General features: G+C 41.3%; 17 protein-coding genes. 2 read left to right on the top strand and 15 right to left on the bottom strand.

All coding sequences use genetic code 11. From position 1 onward, the window contains the following. Window positions 1-21: 21 nt before the first annotated feature. Entirely contained in the window at window positions 22-2,547 is a 2,526-nt protein-coding gene (locus DX009_RS11605) for an ATP-dependent Clp protease ATP-binding subunit (RefSeq protein ID WP_115084198.1), read from the top strand. A gap of 293 nt (window positions 2,548-2,840) precedes the next feature. Here DX009_RS11605 and DX009_RS11595 read toward each other — a convergent pair whose 3' ends face one another. Further along, window positions 2,841-3,257: a hypothetical protein gene (locus tag DX009_RS11595; RefSeq protein WP_115084196.1), complete on the bottom strand. Its 417-nt coding sequence runs from the start codon at window positions 3,255-3,257 to the stop codon at window positions 2,841-2,843. Between the two features lie 158 nt (window positions 3,258-3,415). Here DX009_RS11595 and DX009_RS11590 point away from each other — a divergent pair, with 158 nt between their 5' ends. Then, the gene (locus DX009_RS11590; protein ID WP_006045953.1) at window positions 3,416-4,309 is read left to right on the top strand and encodes a hypothetical protein; all 894 of its coding nucleotides are present in this window, start codon (window positions 3,416-3,418) and stop codon (window positions 4,307-4,309) included. 103 nt (window positions 4,310-4,412) lie between these two features. Here the strand turns inward: DX009_RS11590 and DX009_RS11585 are convergent, their stop codons facing one another. The 14 genes from DX009_RS11585 to DX009_RS11515 all read right to left on the bottom strand — a co-directional run bounded on the left by DX009_RS11585 (window position 4,413) and on the right by DX009_RS11515 (window position 20,661). Further along, window positions 4,413-4,922: a hypothetical protein gene (locus tag DX009_RS11585; protein ID WP_115084195.1), complete on the bottom strand. Its 510-nt coding sequence runs from the start codon at window positions 4,920-4,922 to the stop codon at window positions 4,413-4,415. Window positions 4,923-4,949: 27 nt separating this feature from the next. Beyond that, on the bottom strand, window positions 4,950-6,905 hold the full coding sequence (locus tag DX009_RS11580) for an NAD(+) synthase (protein ID WP_115084194.1): 1,956 nt from the start codon (window positions 6,903-6,905) through the stop codon (window positions 4,950-4,952). A 16-nt stretch (window positions 6,906-6,921) separates the two neighbouring features. Further along, window positions 6,922-8,112, bottom strand: a complete 1,191-nt coding sequence (locus DX009_RS11575) for a DUF2027 domain-containing protein (protein WP_115084193.1) — start codon at window positions 8,110-8,112, stop codon at window positions 6,922-6,924. A 252-nt stretch (window positions 8,113-8,364) separates the two neighbouring features. After that, window positions 8,365-9,639 carry an S-adenosylmethionine:tRNA ribosyltransferase-isomerase gene (locus tag DX009_RS11565; RefSeq protein WP_115084191.1) on the bottom strand — a complete coding sequence of 425 codons (1,275 nt, stop codon included), beginning with the start codon at window positions 9,637-9,639 and terminating at the stop codon, window positions 8,365-8,367. Between the two features lie 11 nt (window positions 9,640-9,650). Then, a complete protein-coding gene (locus tag DX009_RS11560) occupies window positions 9,651-10,352 on the bottom strand; it encodes a phosphatase PAP2 family protein (RefSeq protein ID WP_006045947.1) in 702 nt (233 codons plus the stop codon). 14 nt (window positions 10,353-10,366) lie between these two features. Continuing rightward, complete coding sequence (locus tag DX009_RS11555; RefSeq protein WP_115084190.1) at window positions 10,367-12,943, bottom strand: BatD family protein; 2,577 nt, start codon at window positions 12,941-12,943, stop codon at window positions 10,367-10,369. A 6-nt stretch (window positions 12,944-12,949) separates the two neighbouring features. Continuing rightward, a complete protein-coding gene (locus DX009_RS11550) occupies window positions 12,950-13,627 on the bottom strand; it encodes a tetratricopeptide repeat protein (RefSeq protein ID WP_006045945.1) in 678 nt (225 codons plus the stop codon). After that, window positions 13,628-14,650, bottom strand: coding sequence for a VWA domain-containing protein (locus DX009_RS11545; protein WP_115084189.1), 1,023 nt, complete (start codon window positions 14,648-14,650; stop codon window positions 13,628-13,630). 238 nt (window positions 14,651-14,888) lie between these two features. Further along, window positions 14,889-15,857, bottom strand: coding sequence for a vWA domain-containing protein (locus DX009_RS11540; RefSeq protein ID WP_040595869.1), 969 nt, complete (start codon window positions 15,855-15,857; stop codon window positions 14,889-14,891). Window positions 15,858-15,874: 17 nt separating this feature from the next. Further along, the gene (locus tag DX009_RS11535) at window positions 15,875-16,942 is read right to left on the bottom strand and encodes a BatD family protein (protein ID WP_115084188.1); all 1,068 of its coding nucleotides are present in this window, start codon (window positions 16,940-16,942) and stop codon (window positions 15,875-15,877) included. Next, the gene (locus DX009_RS11530; RefSeq protein ID WP_006045941.1) at window positions 16,942-17,811 is read right to left on the bottom strand and encodes a DUF58 domain-containing protein; all 870 of its coding nucleotides are present in this window, start codon (window positions 17,809-17,811) and stop codon (window positions 16,942-16,944) included. Before DX009_RS11530 ends, DX009_RS11535 begins: the two co-directional genes overlap by 1 nt. A gap of 20 nt (window positions 17,812-17,831) precedes the next feature. Then, window positions 17,832-18,827: an AAA family ATPase gene (locus tag DX009_RS11525; protein WP_006045940.1), complete on the bottom strand. Its 996-nt coding sequence runs from the start codon at window positions 18,825-18,827 to the stop codon at window positions 17,832-17,834. Window positions 18,828-19,306: 479 nt separating this feature from the next. Continuing rightward, window positions 19,307-19,942, bottom strand: a complete 636-nt coding sequence (locus DX009_RS11520; RefSeq protein WP_112316984.1) for a hypothetical protein — start codon at window positions 19,940-19,942, stop codon at window positions 19,307-19,309. Window positions 19,943-19,950: 8 nt separating this feature from the next. Continuing rightward, the gene (locus DX009_RS11515; protein ID WP_040595758.1) at window positions 19,951-20,661 is read right to left on the bottom strand and encodes a hypothetical protein; all 711 of its coding nucleotides are present in this window, start codon (window positions 20,659-20,661) and stop codon (window positions 19,951-19,953) included. Between the last annotated feature and the right edge of the window lie 70 nt (window positions 20,662-20,731).

Raw genomic sequence — 20,731 nt, 5'->3', positions numbered from 1 at the left:
AAAGAAAGGTACAACATAAGTATGATAAATCAGTTTTCACCCAAAGTTTCAGAGGTTCTGTCGTACAGTCGAGAGGAAGCCGAAAGGCTATTGAGCCATTCTGTAGGACCAGAACACATTATGCTCGCCATCTTAAGAGAGAGAGAAGGCACTGTCAGCAATATGTTTGGGACATTAAACCTTAATTTAGAGAACATAAAAAGCCAGCTGGAAGAACGCATAAAAAGCGAAGAACAAAGCCAACTGACCTACTCTAACGACATAATGCTGAACGAGCAGGCTAGTAATATACTAAAATTGGCAGTACTCGAAGCACGTATACAAAGTACACAAACTGTTGATGTACAACACATTTTGCTAGCTATTCTACACGATAATACAGAAAATGGAGCAAAAGAAGTGTTGCAAAACAACAATCTTAACTATACAACAGCTCTCGAAATGCTCCAGCAACCCACCAAACCTGTACAAGATGGTATGGGAATGGCTGACGAAGAGGAAGAAGAAGACCCCATTATGAACCGACACAGCGGTAGCAGCAGAGGCACAAAAACGGCACAAGCAAATATGCCTAAGAGCAATACGCCTGTGTTAGATAACTTTGGAACCGACCTTACAAGGGCGGCTGCAGAAGGTAAACTCGACCCTGTTGTTGGACGAGAGAAGGAAATTCAGCGAGTAAGCGAGATTCTAAGCAGACGCAAAAAGAACAATCCTATTCTCATAGGAGAGCCTGGCGTAGGCAAAAGTGCTATTGTTGAGGGACTTGCACAACTAATTGTGAACCGCCTTACATCGCCTATTCTCTTTAATAAACGTGTTGTAATGCTCGACTTAACAGGGGTTGTGGCAGGCACAAAATATCGTGGACAGTTCGAAGAACGTATCCGTGCACTTATAAAAGAGATTGAACAAAGCCCTGATGTAATTATTTTCATCGACGAGATACACACGCTCATCGGGGCAGGATCTACTCCTGGCTCTATGGATGCCGCAAATATACTGAAGCCTGCCCTAGCACGTGGAACCATACAGTGCATTGGTGCCACTACGTTAGACGAGTATAGGAATTCCATTGAAAAGGACGGCGCATTAGAACGACGTTTCCAAAAGGTGTTAGTTGAGCCTACAACGGTAGACGAAACCTTGCAAATTCTTAATAACATTAAGGACCGTTACGAGGCGCATCACCACGTTTCGTACACCGATGATGCTATTACAGCGTGTGTCAAACTGACAGACCGTTACATCACAGACCGTTCTTTCCCAGACAAAGCTATTGATGCTATGGACGAGGTGGGGGCTCGTGTACATCTACAAAATGCACAAGTGCCACCAGAAATAATAGAACTGAAGAAGCAGTTGGACGAGATTGCACAGGAGAAAAAGGACGCAGTGAAGAACCAAAACTTCGAACTCGCAGCCAATTTCCGTGATAAACAAACTGCTTTAGAGCGTAATTTGCAAGAAGCACAGCAGAAATGGGAACGTGGAGACGATAGTAACCGCGTGGAAATTGGTGCCGACAAAGTGGCTGATGTGGTGTCTATGATGACAGGTATACCGGTTCAGCGAATGCAGGAAAGCGAAAGTGCACGACTTGTTAATATGGCTGACAACCTGAAACACGAGGTTATAGCACAAGATAAAGCCATAGAGAAAATGGTTAAAGCCATTCAACGTAACCGCATTGGGCTAAAAGATCCTAACCACCCAATAGGTGCGTTTATGTTTCTTGGACCTACTGGAGTGGGAAAAACCTACTTAGCTAAAAAGCTCGCAGAGGTTATGTTCGGTTCAAAAGATGCTCTTATACGCATAGATATGAGCGAATACACGGAGAGTTTCAACACTTCGCGCCTCGTAGGAGCACCTCCAGGATATGTAGGATACGAAGAAGGTGGGCAACTTACAGAGCAAGTGCGACGCCACCCCTACTCTATTGTGTTGTTAGATGAGATTGAAAAGGCACACGGAAACGTGTTTAACATGCTGTTGCAGGTGTTAGACGAAGGCAGACTGACCGATGGTAATGGACGATTGGTTGATTTTCGTAACACAATCATCATTATGACATCTAATGCAGGTACCCGTCAGCTCAAAGAATTTGGGCAAGGTGTGGGCTTCACAGCTACCAATATGAATGCCATTTCGCATAACGAACAAGACAAAGAACGTGCGCGTGCCATTATACAAAAGAGCTTAAGTAAGCAATTTGCACCCGAATTTCTTAACCGTTTAGACGAAATTATCACCTTCGATCAGCTCGATCTCGCTGCCATAAAGCAGATTATAGACATAGAACTGCGTAGTTTGTTTAAACGAATAAAGGAACTTGGCTACAACGTAACCATTACAGACAAAGCCAAAGAACTGGTTGCTAAAAAGGGATACGATGTTCAGTTTGGAGCACGACCGCTGAAACGTGCCATTCAAAACTACATTGAAGATGGCATTTGCGAGCAAATTCTTGCAGGAAAAGTGCACGAAGGCGATACCATTTCTATTGGAAAAAGCCCCAATGCCAACGAACTTACATTTAAATAATAATACCTTAGCAGAATAATATCTGCACATGCACTCAACCTTCTACACACCGCAGTATAGCCACATCTATACTGCGGTTTTCTGTATATACCCATTATGCTAACAAGCTATGTATCAGCCAAGTACCAAAACGCTAAAAAGGTTTTTCAAAAAGGGGGTTTTTGCCTTCTAAAAAGGGGGTTTTTACACGCCAAAAGTATGGTTTTTGCATTGCAAAAACCCCCTTTTTGGAAAAAACAAATAGGGGTTTTAGAAAAACTAAAACCCCTATCCCATTAAAGGAAACCAATTTCTTATTGATTCACAAACTTAATTTTCTTATTCATATCGTCTATACGCGATTGCAGTTTAGCTATTTTCTTTTGCATTTTGCTTAGTTTCTTTTGCATTTTAGCCAACTTTTTGTTCGCAGCTTTTGTAGCTTTTAGCTTCTTAATAGTGTCTTTTGCATCTTTCACAGTGCTAGAAGCATCAGACGTATTGAAGTCTGTTGTAACCATATTTGCCTCTGCATTTGCATCAGCAACCTTACTAATAATATCATCATAGTCGGCTTTCGCCTTCTCATAGTCTAACTGAAGCTTGTTTAATTTAGAGGTTAAGTTCAACACTTTCTGCTGTTCTTTTAGGGTTTGCACCTTTGTTGCATCTTGAGCAAACCCACTAATAGCAGACAATACCATAATTCCTATTAAAATAAATCGTCTCATAATCTGTCTAATTTAATTATTATTGCAAAGATAAACAATTTTCTTTGTATCCCCAAGACTTTTGTAATAAAAACAAAGAAGGGGGGATACTTATTTAGAATATTATATTTAACTTTGCAGGGAAATTGGTAAAAAACAAGCAAAACATATATTTTAGAATGGTTCAGGGAACACTAACAAGGCTTAACGCCCACCATAAAGAAGCGAACAAAAAGGTTATTCACCTGCTTATACAAAGGGTTTTCTACTTTTGTAAAGGCATAGTGAGCATAAAACAATGTGCCTTTCTCGTGTTTTTTATGGCAATATCGCTCCATACAAATGCCCAAATGCTTTTCTCAGAGAACCTTACTATGAATATAGATAGCACGAAAACCATACAAGGCTCCCTACAACCTGAGTTGGATTTCAAGACAGAAAAGGAAAACGTATTCACACTAAAGAACACAGCCAACCTTAATTTGCTAATTAAAAAGAAGCGTATTATCAACCTTATAAACAAGTTAGAGTTTTCTACTTACGGTAAAGATATAACAGTAAGTGGTGGCTATGCGCACTTAGAATATCGCTATCTGCTCCACCGAAAGTTCGAAGTTTATCCCTATATGGAGTCGCAATGGGCAGGCAGTAGGGGTATGACGTTTAAAATTTCTAGTGGTATTCAGGCACGTTATAGATTTTTAGAGTCTAAACATTGGCTACTTTTTGCCAACACAGCCCTATATTACGAATTTGAAAAGTGGGAATATCCCACTCCACCAGCAGGCACAAAACCCCACGCTTATAGTCGCTACATAAAGCATCACCTATCGTTTAGCACTAAATATACGTTCGGACCGCATTGGGATATCATAGCAACAGGCATCTATCAGGTGCGTCCCGATAGCTATTTTAAGACACCCCGATTTGGTGCAGCAGTAGATTTGGCTTACCACATTACACCAACTATCGGCTTAAATTGTGCCTATCGGCTCATTTACGATACTACTCCCATTGTGCCAATTCGTAAGAATTACACCACAGTGAATGCAGGAATAAACATCGCTTTTTAGGAATAATGGCGATAGAAGCCCTAAGAAAACTAAACATTCTTGTGGCTTTAGTATATAAAAAATACCTAAAACACCAAACAAAACATTAAAACAAGCCGCTAGTTTACTCTACCTTTAAAATGTAAACATCGGGCCAAATGGTTACATCTACATGCACTGCAACACCCACTTTACGGAACTGTAGCACGTTAGATGCCGTTTGACTGTTGCCAACAACAAAGCCAATATTGCGCAATTGTTGTGCAAAACGGCGATAATAAGCCTTATCCCAAAACACAACTTCGGTACTTCCACCCTGCGTATCTATAACAGCAAGCGACGATTCGTCGGTTTTTCGGAAGAGTTTATACAATGGTTCCGAACTCTGATACTGCTCGTTTGGTTGCAAATGCCACCCCCAAATATGTCGTAAATCGTTGTTATCTAAATACTTTGTTGCCATTATTCGGCGCAAACCATATCGCTTAAAGGGTTCAACAGTTGGCATTTTGCGTAGCTTTTGCTGCTGATATTGCAACAATTCTACCACTGTTAGTTGTAGATAATTGCCATATTGAGCTCTTCCCAATATGGCAATAAAGAATAATATAAGTATTAAAGAAATTCTTTTCATTCGTTTTTATTACTCGAAACCTACGTTTCAGAGCTGTTCTATCTCTGCTAACCAGTCGGTAGAATTGGCATCTGACGGCATACGCCAATCACCTCGAGGAGACAAACTCACCGTTCCCACCTTCGGACCATCGGGCAAACAAGAGCGTTTGAACTGATTTTGGAAGAAGCGAACTACGAAATTGTAAAGCCATTTCTTTATTTCAGCATCGCTATATTTACCTTCAAAGGCGTGTTTTGCAAGGAAAAATATCTTAGAAGGCTGGAAACCGTGTCGTAAAAAGTAGTATAAGAAGAAGTCGTTTAGCTCGTATGGTCCAACAAAATCTTCTGTTTTCTGCTGAATTTTGCCCTCTTTATCGGCAGGAGTAAGCTCTGGTGAGATAGGTGTTTCTACAATATCGCGCAATGCTTCTGCCACTTTCTCGTTGTCTGTAATGCTTGCCACGTATGCAACAAGGTGTTTTACAAGTGTTTTTGGTACACTTGCGTTCACTCCATACATACTCATGTGGTCGCCATTATAGGTGCACCAGCCCAGCGCAAGCTCGCTTAAGTCGCCTGTTCCCAGTACCATTCCATTGTATTCGTTAGCCAAATCCATTAGAATTTGGGTGCGTTCGCGAGCTTGAGCATTCTCAAACGTAGAGTCGTGAGTAGTTGTATCGTGGTCAATATCCTTGAGATGCTGAACCACCGATGGCACTATGCTTATTTCTTTTGTATCTACTCCCAACTCGTCCATTAGGGCAACAGCATTGGTATATGTACGTTCGGAGGTGCCAAAACCTGGCATTGTTACGGCAAGAATACCCTTTCGGTCTAGTTTTAGCTTGTCGAACGCACGCACACATACAAGCAATGCAAGTGTAGAATCGAGACCTCCGCTCACTCCTATCACCACTTTCTTGCAATGGGTGTGTACTAATCGTTTTGCCAAACCCATTACCTGAATGTTGAAAACCTCTTCGCAAGCATCTTCCATGTGTCCACTTTGTATGAAAGGTTGTGGGTTTATTTTGCGTGTAAGGGTAAATTCGCGTTCAGCATTCTGCCTTGGTAAGCAGTTAATGTATGTTTTTTCGGGCAGCACACCCCCTATTGGGTCCACATACATATCCTTTTGTGCATTCACAAAAGTGGTGTTCGAGCGTCTTTCTGTACGTAGTTTCTCTACGTCTACCTCGCCTATTACGAGTTGAGGGTCTAGCGAAAAGCGTTCGGCTTTGGCAATAAGCCCACCGTTTTCGTATATAAATGCGTTGCCACCGAATACTACATCTTGCGAACTTTCACCGAAACCGCAACTGCTATATACGTATGCCGATATGGTACGAGCACTTTGTTGCGCCAGCAAAGACTCTAAATAGTGGTGCTTACCTATCTGTTCGGTGCTCGCCGATAGGTTAAACATTATTTCAACACCTGCCAACGTTAGTGCGTTGCTTGGTGGAATGGGTGCCCAAATGTCCTCGCATATCTCTATTCCGAACTTTACTCCGCCGTCTGTTCTGAATATTTGGCGAGCCGGTGTTACCAATATGGTTTGTCCAGCATAGTGTATTTGTGTTGGACAAAGGTCGCGAGCCGATGCAAACCACCGCTTTTCGTAGAACTCAGCATAGTTCGGAAGGTATGTTTTTGGCACTATTCCTATTATCTTTCCATGCTGAACCACAGCGGCACAGTTTAGCAATAGTGGTCCAACACATACTGGAATGCCTACTATTGCTATGATATCTAGCTGACGAGTAAAGTCGAGTAGCATCATCATAGCGTGCTCTGAGTTGTCGAGTAATAGCTGTTGTCGGAACAAATCTTGGCATGTATAGCCTGTGATACAGAACTCTGGGAAGACTATTATCTCTACTCCCTGACCTTCTGCAGCTATTATTTGCTTTTCAATAGCATCGAGATTGAACTTAGTGTCGGCTATTCGCACTTCTGGAATTGCCGTTGCCACTTTGATAAATCCGTATTTCATTCGTTTTAAAAGTATGTTAGGTTATTATTGTTACTTGTGTTGCGCCATAGCCGTACTCACGGAACGACGCGTCTTGAAAATGGTATTTTTTGTACTTATAGTTTAGTTCGCGGATAATAGAACGGCGCAAAACGCCTTCGCCTTTACCGTGAATGAATACTATTTTCTGTTGATTTTTATTCTTATACTGTTCTAAAGTGCTGCGGAAAATGCCCATCTGATATTCTAATATATCGCCTGGCGTTAGCCCTGCAGTGGTTTCCAACACCTCTTCAGCGTGCAAATCTACAACAATTTTATCGTTTTTAAGAATTTGTTTGGCATATTTTGCTTTACTCTGACTATTTTCGTATCTGCGTTCTAATGGTTTTCGGGCTGGCTGTGGGGTGGGTTCCACTGCTTGTGTGTTGCTGCTTTGCAACTTTTTAGGCAGTTCTATCTTTGTGTCTATAATGGTTTCGGGAGCCTTTTCCTTTTCGGTTACGGTGTAAAGTAGTGCTGGTGTATCGAAAAAATCGTTCTCTCGGAAGGTGTTTAGCTTGTAAAACTTGGTTCCATCTATACGTATATGTGCATTGAGTGTGGGTTTACGTTCGAATGTTTTGTTGGGTTTGTAGGCAAATATTTGTATGCTTGCTTCGGCTATAGTGTTTAAATCGGAATATGAGAACTGCTCTACAAACAGCTTTGTGTTGGGTTCTAACTCGCCTACTGCTTTGCATTGCCATTGGTTTTTGGTGCCTACCATATATAAATAATGTATATAGTAGTTGCTATCGTTCACTATATACGTTTCGAAATCGGTGTTATTCATTTCGCGTGGCTTGGTTGGCACAAAAGCTAAATAGGCTGTTAGGGTGTTGCCTCCCTCGCGTTCGCGTGGCTGCGGCACAAATTTGTCGGCAGGATCGTAGTCTTCTTCTTCGTCGTCTATACCTGTTTTGTTGGTATCGATGGGGGTATTGTCGCTTAATTGGGCTTTTATGGATTTTGCGTTTCCCTCTTCTTTTTCGTCTTTTGCTTGTTCTAGCTTGGTTATTTTGGCTTTTGCCATATCGTCGTTGCCCACAACAACAACATCGTTAATGGGAGTTGGTATTTCAAAACCGTCTTCGTCTTCCACTAATACTATATTGTTGCCTTGAAAGCCAGAGATTTTTCCACCTCCTACTTCGCTTAAAAAGCGTACTTTATCGCCTATTTTCATATTCTATGTTTTTATGTTTCTATTACTGTTATATCTGTTTACAAAAGGCTATTGCTTATATTTGGCTTTGCAAAAAGGGGGTTTTTACGTTGCAAAAACTATGTTTTTGCGAACCAAAAAGGGGGTTTTTGCAAGCCAAAAATAGGGTTTTTGCAGAGTGCTTTGTAACCTTCTTATTAACAGACAATTACATACTTGTTTTTGGCACTATGTTTTTAACAACGCTGCCTCTATGTTTTGCCATTGTTTAGGCTATGGTATGAGGAGGCTGCTATCGCCATAACTCAGGAAGCGGAAGTTGTTTTCGAGTGCATAGTTGTACACTTTGCGCCAGTTGCCTCCTAAGAATGCGCTTACCAAAAGCAAGAGTGTGGATTGTGGTTGATGGAAGTTGGTTACAAGCATTTGCACTATTTTGTAGGTAAATCCGGGTGCTATAATTATCTGAGTGCTTGTATGCAGTGCCGTTAAGCCGTTGTTGTCTAAGTACGACAGCAGGTTTTGCAGTGCACGTTCCACGCTAACGGGTGTTCCATTTACCAATATAAGTCCGTTAGAGTTGTGTTCTTGTTCGTATGGTTCCCACTGTTCAACGTGCAATTCGTCTTCGGTGGCGTTCGAATTGCGTTCCAATTTCACCCCCATATAGTAAAGACTTTCTAATGTTCGCACGCTTGTTGTTCCCACAGCAATGGCTTTACAGTTGTGCGAAAGCAAGTTTTCTATGGTGTGTCGGTGCACTACCACATATTCGGAGTGCATATTGTGTCCTTCTATCTCGCTGCTTTTCACAGGCTTAAACGTTCCTGCGCCTACGTGTAATGTAAGTTCGTCGCGTGTTATACCAGCTTTATCTATGTCGTGCAGCACATTTTGGGTGAAGTGTAAGCCCGCTGTTGGTGCGGCTACAGACCCCTTTACCTTTGAATAAACGGTTTGATAGGTTTGCTTATCGCTCTCTTCTGTCTCTCTATTTAGGTAAGGTGGTATTGGCAATTCGCCCACAGCTTCTAATATTTCGGCAAATGTTACGTGGCAATTGTCCCATACAAAGTCTACCCAATGGTTGGTTCCACCAGCAACAGCTGCATTTGTTTTAGTACGATTTACAGTAGCCGTTAGCACCAAATCGTGTCCGTTTATTTGGAATGCCCGTTTTAGTGAGCCCTCTTTCCACTTTTTTAGGTTTCCAATCATACAGAGCCACGAACATTGTTGGTTGGTTTGGAACATTAGTTCGTAGTCTGTTGGCTGTGCAGGTTCCATTAAAAAAATTTCTATTAATGCTCCTGTTTCTTTTCTAAAGTGCATACGTGCCTGAATAACTCTGGTATTGTTGAACACCATAAGTGCGTTTTTGGGCAAATATTTAGGTAGGTTGCAGAACACGTCTTCGCCCACTTCTCCGTGCTTATATAGCAAAAGTTTGCTGTTATCGCGCTTAGAAAGTGGAAATTTAGCAATACGTTCGTCGGGCAAAGGGTAGTCGTAGTCCGATATTTTTATATGTTTTGTATCTTCTAACATTTGTTTTTATTTTATAATCCTATCTCTATTACGCCTCTAATTATGCAATAAATGCAAGTAAACACTATTGTACAGAGCACCACATCTATGTCTTTTACCTCGTAACCAGTTCGTGTAAACTGTTTGGTTCTATAGGTTGAAAGGGGTGCTACATGGCGTTCTATTCGTTTATATATAAGGTAACACAAGCTTGCATTGAGTGTTCCTGCCACCATACCCACGAAAATGTCGGACGGATAGTGCACGCCGAGATACAAACGAGTCCATACAACGATGAAAGCCCATACCAAAAGGAAGATGGAAAGTAGGCGGCTGCGCACTAAATACATAAAAAACACTGCCACAGAGAAGGCATTACAGGCGTGAGCAGAGAAGAAACTGAAGCCAGAGGGGGCATAACCGTTCACCAAAAAGAGGGTATGTGCAAGCAAAGGGTCGGACGATGGACGTAGTCGGGCTATGTATGGTTTCACAAAACCGCCGTTTCCAGCGTTTGAAATAAGCATACACAAAGCTAAGGAACCCATTATAAGGAGAATGCGTCCCCATTTTTCGTTGTTTTTAACAATAAGATAGAACAACGAAACATAGAGCGGTATCCACGTATAGCCCGATGTAAACACCAGCACAACGTGGTCTAAGAACATATTATGGTTGTTGTTGAAAGCCAACAACAAGGTTTTGTCGTATTCAAGAAGTGAAGAAAAATCCATCAGAGCATAGTTTTCTATATTTCTTCTAACTGGTTTGTGGGTATCCAGCCAGTAGTATTGTCGGGCAAGCGTATGCCTTTCCACCCACTAATGCTACTATCTACTATATCTACTTTCGTACCTTCGTGCAGTGTAACAGCGTTTTCGCCCTTGACATCGGGTGTTGCTTTCACGGTAGCAATAGAGGCAACAATTACAGCTTGGTTGGTATTTCGTTTTTCGTTTTGCTGTATTTTAGCAAAAGAGAAGCTGAACATAAATAGCAAAAGGAACGATAAAGCAGAGAAGAACCCTATTTTACGGCGTTTAACATCTACAGCTAAGAAGTATAATAGCATAAACGACAGGCTGCACAAGAGTACCAATAAACTTATAATAGCCCACGTATCAATGCTAAAAGAATAGACTATGGCGTGCAACCACCGTGTAAGAAAGAGGTCGGACTCGGGCGATAGCCTATCAATAGTTTTAGATTGAGCTAACTGTAAGTTGTATCTTGCGTCCTCATCGCTAGGAACTAACTTCAGCGAACGCTCGTAAGCAATAATAGCTTGGGTAACTTCGTTGTTACGATAATAGGCATTTCCCAAATTATAATAGAGTATAGCCGACGGCTTTTGCTTTATTAATTGTTTGTAAATGCGTATAGCTTCGGCATAATTAGCCTTATTATAAGCCTTTGCAGCCATATCTAAGGTGTTGGCAGAGGCACGTAGCGCAATAGCCGAAAGGGCTATAACTATGGCGAATAATAGTAAAAAGGATTTGCCATTTGCCTTCTTACTGGTATTGTTGCGTTGGTTTCTCATTGCTTCTTCTATATCAGTAATGGCTTTAACAGCTGCATCGTAGGTGAGAGACATATTCCCTTGCTCGTCGCCAGGGGCATAACGCTGGAACTCACACTCGTCTAATGCTTCTATAAACTTATCAATTACGCTTCCATCTATGCCGAGTTCAGCAAACTTTTCTTTTATATTTTCGCGCGAAAGTTGCTCTACTGGCACAGTTAATTTGTCGCTAACATATCCCCAAAGAGCCTTTAAGTTTTCGTCATAGAAGTCTTCTGCCTTGTGCATTTCCATGAAAACGTTTGCTTTATGCAGCCTATTCAGTGCCACACGCTCAGCATTTTTGCCTTTAAGTCGGGCTATATCGCCTTTAATATTTGCACGTTTGCGAAGCATTACAAGTGCTCCTACAAAGCCTCCGAGTATTAACAGCAACACAATCCAATAGCCCCACGAGTTAAAGAAGTTGGTTTCTGCCAGCATATCGGTCTCTTTCGTTTTCAATCCGTGTATATCTTGCTTTGTATTTCCGGTGAAAGCCTCAACGCTTTGTGTGGTTCCATCGCCCTTAGCCACACTTATTTGGAAGGCTTGAGTGGTGAGAGTTTTATACGAATTGGTGGTTGTATCGAAGTAAACAAAGCTAACTGGTGGCACAGTATACTTACCTTGCTTACGTGGAACAGCCAAAAAATCGTACACCATACTACCTTCTACGCCATTCGAAGTAAGGTGGGTCTTGTCTGTTTGCTTAGAATCGTACACGTCAAAACCATTAGGAAACTTCACAATAGGTTGTCGCATAAGTTTCAAATTGCCTATTCCTGCTATTACAACACGTAGGTTTATGGGGTCGCCTTCCTTAATATTGCTCTTACTTAACTGTGCTGTCATACTGAGTTTTCCCACTGCTCCAGAGAAGTTAGCTGGTTTTTGTGGCAATGGTACAACATCTATGGTAAGCCCTTCTGCCTGTAATTGTCGTGGAATATCGCCACCATCGTTCATAAAAGCAAATGGATCGAAGTCGTCTAAAGTAGGTCTTATCACTCCTGTAAAGGTAACAGATGGTATTCGTAGCTTACCTGTTATTTGCGGATAAACCACATATTGGCTCCACGTAGTGGTGTGATAGGTGCGCCCATTCAGCTTTTCGGTGCGGAAAGTTTTCTGTTGTGGCAATGGAATTTCCTGTACATGCGAGCCTTTTATATCGGGCATTTTGCCTGCCATACGTATCAAATTCACGTTTGTATACACCTTATAGGTAAGCAATACTGGTTCTTGTTCGTGCACAGTACGCTTGTTTGCAGTTACTTTTACGAACAAATCTTTGCCTGTAGGTACTCTGCTCTCGGGTCGTACAGCACTTATATCGGCTCTTGCGCTACCATTTATCTGTGCAGAACGGTTTATATTGGCATTTCCAGAGGCGGTTATTTTAACGGGAGTAGACGCTAAATGTTGTCCATTCACTATAATTTTGGCTGGCGGAATGTTGAAATTGCCTCGCTTTGTTGCCATAAATACGTAGGTATACGACTCTGATGAGTTGCTATTCATGTGGCCATTCACCATCTGTAGATTGCGTTGCGAGGTATAATAAGGTCCTGCTAAGAGTTCAACACCAGTAGGCATCTTGCCTAATTTTAGTCCTTCTACATTGTCGGTGTATATAATATACTCTATTTGAAACTGCTCTCCAACCTCCACTTGGCGTGGTGCCAACACACGAATGTGCTGTGCTAACGCTGTAAAAGGTAGCAAAACAAGTAGCAGTATGTTAATATATCGTTTCATAAAGCGTTACCAATTCTTATCCAAATGCCTACTTTGGGGTTGTTGCATATATTTTTTAAGACGTTCTTGCGTTGCTTTTTCTTCTTGCATTGCTGCATTTAGCATTTGCTCGGCATTGTCTTTGCTCATTCCTTGTTCCGGTTTCGGTTTGTTTTGACTATTCTTTTGCTTATTATTATCTTTATTTTTGTTCTTGTCTTTATTGTTTTTATTGTTCTTCTGCTGTTGTTTGTTCTGCTTTTGCTGCTGTTGTTGTTTCTTCAGAAGGTGCATACACTGTGTTAAATTGTAGCGTGCATTGGCATGGTGTGGGTTGTTTCGCAGTGCGTTTTTGTATGCTTCTATAGCTTTTTGGTAGTTTTTCTTAGCCTGATACACAGTTCCCATATTATGGAAAGCACTAGAAAGACGTGCCTTATTGGTTTCGTTTTTCGTAGCTAAGGTATAGTTTTGCAGAGCCAAAGAGTCTTTGTGCTGTGCCTGCATGGCACAACCTAAGTTGTAAGCAGCTATTGCATTGTGTGCATTAGCGGCAAGAGCTTTGCGAAAATTCACCTCTGCCACCCCGTATTTTTTGGTTGCAAAGGCTGCGTTACCCCTTCTTATGTATTGCCTATCGGTCTGTGCTGTTGCTGTAAGTATGGCAAAAGCTAGACAAAGCAATATGTATAGTCTTCTATTCATTTATTTTTTTGTAAACAAATTTATACGATTGAACAGCAAATTTTGGCGTTCCATTATCAGAGCTTCGGCTATTAGCAACAGCAAAACAATAGCTGCTATGGCTGGAAACTGTTCTGCATAGTCGCTATATGATACACTTTCTATTTCGCCGTGTTGCATTTTTGCTATCTCGTTGTCGAGCATTTGTTCTGCTCCAGTAGTGTTATCAACGTGTATATACATACCTTTCCCTGCCTCGGCAAGCTTTTTACACATGTCTTCGTTGAGCTTTGTCATTACAGTTCCACCATTTTTATCTTGCAAATAGCTACCATTTCCCATTGGAATGGGTGCTCCTTGTGTAGAACCTATGCCGAGAACAAACACACGTATGCCAGCTTGTTGTGCCTTTCGTGCCATTTCTTCGGCTCCACCTTCGTGATTTTCGCCATCGGTTATAATGATAATGGCTTTACCAAACTTGCTGTTTTGTGCGAAACTATGCATAGAAAGGTCGATAGCTTTACCTATATCGGTGCCTTGTGTGCCTATTAACGATGGGCTAATGTTATCTAAAAACATTTTCGCTGATACGTAATCGGACGTGATTGGTAGTTGTACGAAGGCATCACCAGCAAATACTACGAGTCCAATTTTATCGTTTGTGAAACGGTTTAATAGGTCTTCTACCAGTCGTTTGCTCCGTTCTAATCGTGAGGGAGCTACGTCTTCGGCTAACATAGAGTTGCTTATGTCCATTGCTATCATAGCTTCTATGCCCTCGCGCTTATCTTTCGATAGCTTAGTTCCCATCTGCGGACGTGCCACAATAACCACAATGAGTGCCAAAGCTACCTCCATAACATAGAATTTTAGTAATGGTCGATATTTAGAATAGCCAGGAACGAGTTGCCGAAGCAGTTTTTTATCGCCAAAACGGTCCATACGTTTGCGGCGCTTTAAAGCCCAAACGTGGTAGACTATTGCTAATAATGGTATCAGCAAAAGTAGCCATAAGTATGTAGGATTAGCAAATCTGAACATTCTTTCTATATTTCTTGTTCGTTGGAACCATAATTCTTACATTGTAAAAGTACCCTTTTACATTGTAAAAGTACCCTTTTTGCATTGTAAAAGTACCCTTTTTGCATTGCAAAAGTACCCTTTTTGGTCTGCAAAAGTACCACTTTTACTTTTCGGAACTATTGTTATTGTTCTTCAGAACTATTATTCATATACTTTACTACTAATATTTTCTTTTTCTCTGAACGCATTTTGTTTGTTAAGGAATGCGTTTAAACACTGTTATTCTCAGCACTATTTCTACAAAGAACACCAGCAATGCCAACATAGCAAATGGCATATAGGCTTCGTATCGCCTACCATACGATTTTGCATCGAGCCTTGTTTTCTCTAACTTATCTATATCTTTGTATATCTGAGAGAGTTCGTTTCTGCTTTGTGCACGGTAGAATTCGCCATCGGTTTGTATGGCAATGTTCTGCAAAGTCTTGTAATCTATATCGCCAACTAGGTGTCCTTGTGCATCTTTTCCATCTGTTCCAAGTCCGATGGTGTACACACGAATACCAAATTTCTTAGCTATTGCAGCAGCAGTTAGTGGCGATATGTCGCCCACATTGTTGCTTCCGTCTGTTAAAAGTATCACTACTTTGCTTTTTCCCTTCACGTTTTTAAGACGTCCAACGGCATTTGCCAGTCCCATACCTATAGCAGTACCATCTTGAATGAGTCCTGTTGTAGACAAATCGCCCCTTACTGCACCCAAAAGATTAAGCAACGAGGTGTGATCGGTGGTCATTGGGCACTGTGTAAATGCCTCTCCTGCAAAGATAGTAAGCCCTATATTGTCGTTTGGACGCGAGCTAATGAACTCTCTCGCTACGGCTTTTGCGGCTTCAATGCGGTTGGGTTCAACATCATCGGATAGCATACTGGCAGATACATCGAGGGCTAACATAATGTTAATACCCTCTACCTGTTCGTTATCGATGGGGTTATTGGTTTGCGGACGAGCCAAAACCACAACTATTAGAGCGTAAACCACGCAGCGTAAAAGCATTGGCAGATGCGCTAAACGCACCTTCCAGCTTCTCGGAGTGTGCTGAAAGGTGAACGTATTGCTCATTCTCATTGTGGGTTCGCTCTTTTTTCGATACAAGAAATACCATATTATATAAGGTATAAGGAGCAAAAGCAGCAATAAGTATTCTTTGTTTGCAAATTCCATTTTGCTTTTTACGTTTTTTAATTCAACAATTCTGCGATGCCCCATACGGCAATAGTGGCACACGCTATGGCGGCTATTATGGCACCATACTTACACCAACGTAGTATGTTGCGTATGCGTTGGTTGCGCTTTTCCTCCGTTTCGGTATCGGTAGGTTGTGGCGTTTTCGGTGGCTGATAGCCGTTTTTGGTTTCTTCTATATAGTCTACCACGTTTCCAAGGTAGTAGTTCTTTTCGTTGTTTTGTGTAGAATACTTAGCAAATTTCACCAAGTCGGCAGTGGCAAACACCTGTTCTAGTTCGGCATTTGTTTCGTTATTGCTTTTCTGTCGAAGTGTTTCTACTATGTCGGCAGACGTCATTTCCTTCGCTTTTATGCCAAAACGGTCTTCCAAATACTGTCGTAACACATCGGTAAGTGCTGTGTAATAAGCCTTCTGATCGGGATTTTCGCTATTGTTATATTGCGTTTTCACCTGTTCTATGGCTTGCATAGCCTTCTCGTGTGGCAGCAAATTGCGCATTTGTTGGCGTGGTTTTGCCAATGGTTTCTTGCTTTTCAGCCTGCGATGTATGGTGTATGCTACTATCAGAAGCACCAAAGCGAGCACACAAAGAGCTATATAGGGCAACCATTCGCTTAGCAAGAAAGGTGGTTTTTGCACCCCATCGGCTGGTTTTGCTGGTGCTGTTGCGGCTGTATCTACCTTACTTTGCGTTACATTAAAGGCGAGTTTGTTTGTAGTATAGTTCTTTCCGTCTACCTGTATGGTAACAGCTGGCAGGTTGTAGTGCCGAGCGTCCCATGCGGTAAGCGTTCGTTTGAATGTTAAGGTATACGCATTGCCGTTGTGCGTAGTATCTATGCGTTGTTCCATAACCTCTATTCCGTGTGGCACATTGGTGGTATCGGCAAAGTGTTGGTATGCCACTCGTGCTCCTTTTGGCGCATCTACGGTGATATTCCAATGGGTTCGTTCGCCTATAAGTATCTTTGTTGAATCCAAAGAGGCGTTCACGTGCACTTGTGCAGTGGCTGTTATAGCTAATAGAGCTATGGTTATGGTTGCTAAAAACTTCTTCATTAGCTTCGTTGAGCAAACAGTATCATTAGTTTTTTAACGTAGTCATCGTTTGTTGCAACAGATATATTGTCTACGTTTGTCTTTGTAAATATAGCTTGCAATTGGCATTGTAGCTTGTTCCAATTGGCTTTATAGGCATTCCGAAGCTTAGCGCTGCTGGTATCAACAAGCATTTCGTGGCCTGTTTCAGCATCGCAAACCTTCATTAATCCTACGTTTGGTAGTTCCTTAGCACGCCTATCGTACACCTGCACAGCTATTACATCGTGTTTCCGATTGGCTATTTGGAGCACGTGTTCGAAGTCGGATCGCACATAAAAGTCGCTCAAAACGAATGCCGTACAGGTGTGTTTTACCACACGAGTAAGGAACTCTAAGGCGGCATTAATATCGGTTTTTTTGCTTTCGGGCTCAAAATTGAGCATCTCGCGTATGATATATAGAATGTGTTTTCGTCCTTTTTTGGGTGCTATATACTTCTCTATGCGGTCCGAAAAGAATATTACGCCTATCTTATCGTTATTCTGTATGGCTGAAAAAGCGAGTGTTGCAGCTATTTCGGTTGCCATATCTCTTTTTGTTCGTTGCGTTGTTCCGAAGTCTAACGACCCACTTACGTCTATAAGAAGCATAACGGTGAGTTCTCGTTCTTCTTCAAACACTTTCACAAAAGGTTTATGAAAGCGTGCCGTAACGTTCCAATCGATGTCGCGAACATCGTCGCCGTACTGGTATTCGCGCACCTCTGAGAAGGCCATACCTCGCCCTTTAAAGGCTGAATGGTATTGTCCTGCGAAGATGTTCTGACTAAGACGGCGTGTCTTAATCTCTATCTTTCTCACCCTACTGAGTATTTCGGTGGCGTTCATTTGTTATCCTTCTTTTGCCGTTATGGCACTTGTATGTTGTTAATGATATCGCTTACTATTCCTTCGGTGGTAGTATTGCTTGCCTCTGCCTCGTACGACAGACCGATACGGTGGCGTAAAACATCGTGTGCAACAGCTCTTACGTCTTCTGGAACTACGTATCCTCTACGCTTAATAAAGGCGTACGCACGTGCAGCTTTAGCCAAATTGATGCTGGCACGTGGGCTTCCGCCGAATGTTATCATTTGTTTTAGTTTGCTTAATCCATAACGTTCGGGATAGCGAGTGGCAAAAACAATGTCGGCAATATATTGTTCTATCTTCTCGTCTATATATACTTCGCGCACCACACTACGTGCTTCGATAATGTCGTCGGCAGATATTAGTGCTGGAGCTGTGGGCAAATGTTCGCTAAGATTCTCGCGAATAATGCGCTTTTCCTCGTCTATTGTTGGATAATCTATTACTACTTTCAACATAAAACGGTCTACCTGAGCTTCTGGAAGCATATATGTTCCTTCTTGTTCTATAGGGTTTTGCGTTGCCATCACCATAAATGGATTTGGCAAACTGAAGGTTTCGTCGCCAATAGTTACTTGGTGTTCTTGCATTGCCTCTAATAATGCACTCTGAACTTTAGCTGGTGCACGGTTAATTTCATCGGCTAAGACGAAGTTTGCAAATACTGGTCCCTTCTTAACTAAGAACTTTTCCTCCTTCTGCGAGTATATTTGGGTACCCACTACATCGGCTGGAAGAAGGTCAGGAGTAAACTGTATGCGACTGTATTTGGCATTTATAAGTTGCGAAAGTGTTTTTATTGCAAGGGTTTTAGCCAATCCCGGTACACCCTCAAGGAGTATATGTCCATCGCTAAGCAGACCTATCAGCAGGGAATCTATTAGGTGTTGTTGCCCTACTATTACCTGATTCATTCCTGTAACTAGGTTTGTTACAAATCCACTCTTCTGTTCTATTCGTATATTTAGCTCGCGAATATCTATAGCTTCTGCCATAATTTCTTTTGTTTTACTACTTTCTTTTAATATTTACGCAAAAGTACGACATTATACTCGGATATGTATCAGGTTACTATCTAAATTATATTAAAAAACACTTTTAAGCTTTATAAATCACGAAACTTTGATAAAAATCGCATAAAGAGTAACAAATATAGACTAAGAATTGCTTCTAATGTATTTTCGTTCCTATTCTGTTGTGTTGCAATAGTATGGTTTTCGCAGTGTGAATGTGGGGCGTTTCGAGGGCGTTCGTGGGGCGTTTCAGGTGTGTTCGTTGGGTGTTCACAGAACGTTCGCAACGTATTGATTCTCTGTATGTTACATACTCATCATACAAAAGCATGGTTTTTGGCGTGCAAAAGTATGGTTTTTGGCGTGCAAAAGCATAGTTTTTGCAATGCAAGAAGTGGGTTTTTGGAATTCGAATACAGGGTTATTGCAAAACGTTGATGTACAAATAATGGGATATAACTCTATGGTTGGCTATTTGTTTCGGGGGCTGAACAACTGTAACTAATGTATAATTTCTTTGCGTCTTCGTTTTCTTTTAAAACGTACATCGTACTTGGTGCTACGTTGAAGTCCATATAAACGGAATATAAATGGACGATAGTTTTGCCCGATCGCTTTTGTATATCAAAACAAAACTCGTGTTTTCCTGGCACAACAAGGGTGCTTTTATCGTAAAAAAACGCCTTTCCTTTGGCATCTTTCACGCCATCTAACTTTCCAATATGCAGACAACGAATGGATTTTATCCACGAAGTTGGAGTGTCGAAAGCCAGAATTGCATAGTTAGAATGCTTGTTTATCCAGCGTTTTAACCGCAAAAACTTTATAAGAGCATTGGCAAAAACAACCACTATACATACTAAAATGTAAAGGCTAAAGCTACTAAACAAAGACGGTTCCGACGTTATATACAGGTAAAGAAAGTAGGCTACGCTTATAATAACTGCTCCGCCAAAGACCATTAGTTCGGTTATGGCTATGCGCAAAGGATTATACCACCGGTTGAGATGCCAGTTTTTGCGACTTTGTAAGATATTGATGACAACGAATGGGAGTAGCCAGAAAGTTAGAAAAAACCAAAAAGGGTTGATACTCATAATGGATTTCATTTTCGTGTTTCTACAATATCGTTATCTGTTTCGGGGGCTGAACAACTATCATAAACGTGGAATTCGTCTACCATAGCGTCTTCTTCCACCACATACTGATGGCCTGCCAACAAATCAAGTTCCATTTCTTGGCCGAACAAACGCCTATAGACGCCCCTTCCACGTAGTACTCCTAACCAGAATTCATACTTATGTTTGCCTGGCAACACCAAATATTTATAATAAGACAAGATGTATCTTCCGCCACAAGAATACTTATTATCTATGCTGAATATAGATATTTTGCGAGGCGGCATCTCGGGTATCACCTTGAAAGTAAGTATTGAATAGTGTGGGTGTCTACTTATCCACCATATTAAACGTAGGTGTTGGATAAGCGGAATTATAGAAATAACAACTATTACAACTATCAGTAAGAAGTAATCTGCCTCGAAAATGGGTTTCGACTGTGGGTTGGTAAGACAGGAAAAAAAGTGGGATATTGATTTAAATTCTATGTTATTCTTTGCTTGATATTCCTCTATATACACGTAAGAATGTGCTATAAAGCTTAAAAAAGATACTGCTAAAGCCGAAAGAACTACAAAACGACTTTGCTTTATAGGGTTGTTCCAACGCACATGCGATGGGTTTACTAAGTAGGAAGTTATTACATAGCAGCATGCCCACCACAAAAATAAACATAAATAGAATGTACTTGCGTCCATATTTATAAGGTAATATTACTTTATTTTTTACGATATTATTTTGCCAAAACAACGAGTAGAACACCTCGAA

The organism is Prevotella pallens, from assembly GCF_900454935.1.
Classification (GTDB): Bacteria; Bacteroidota; Bacteroidia; order Bacteroidales; family Bacteroidaceae; genus Prevotella; species Prevotella pallens.
Note: the sequence above shows the minus strand (reverse complement) of the source record. Positions and strands in the feature narration are given on the sequence as shown.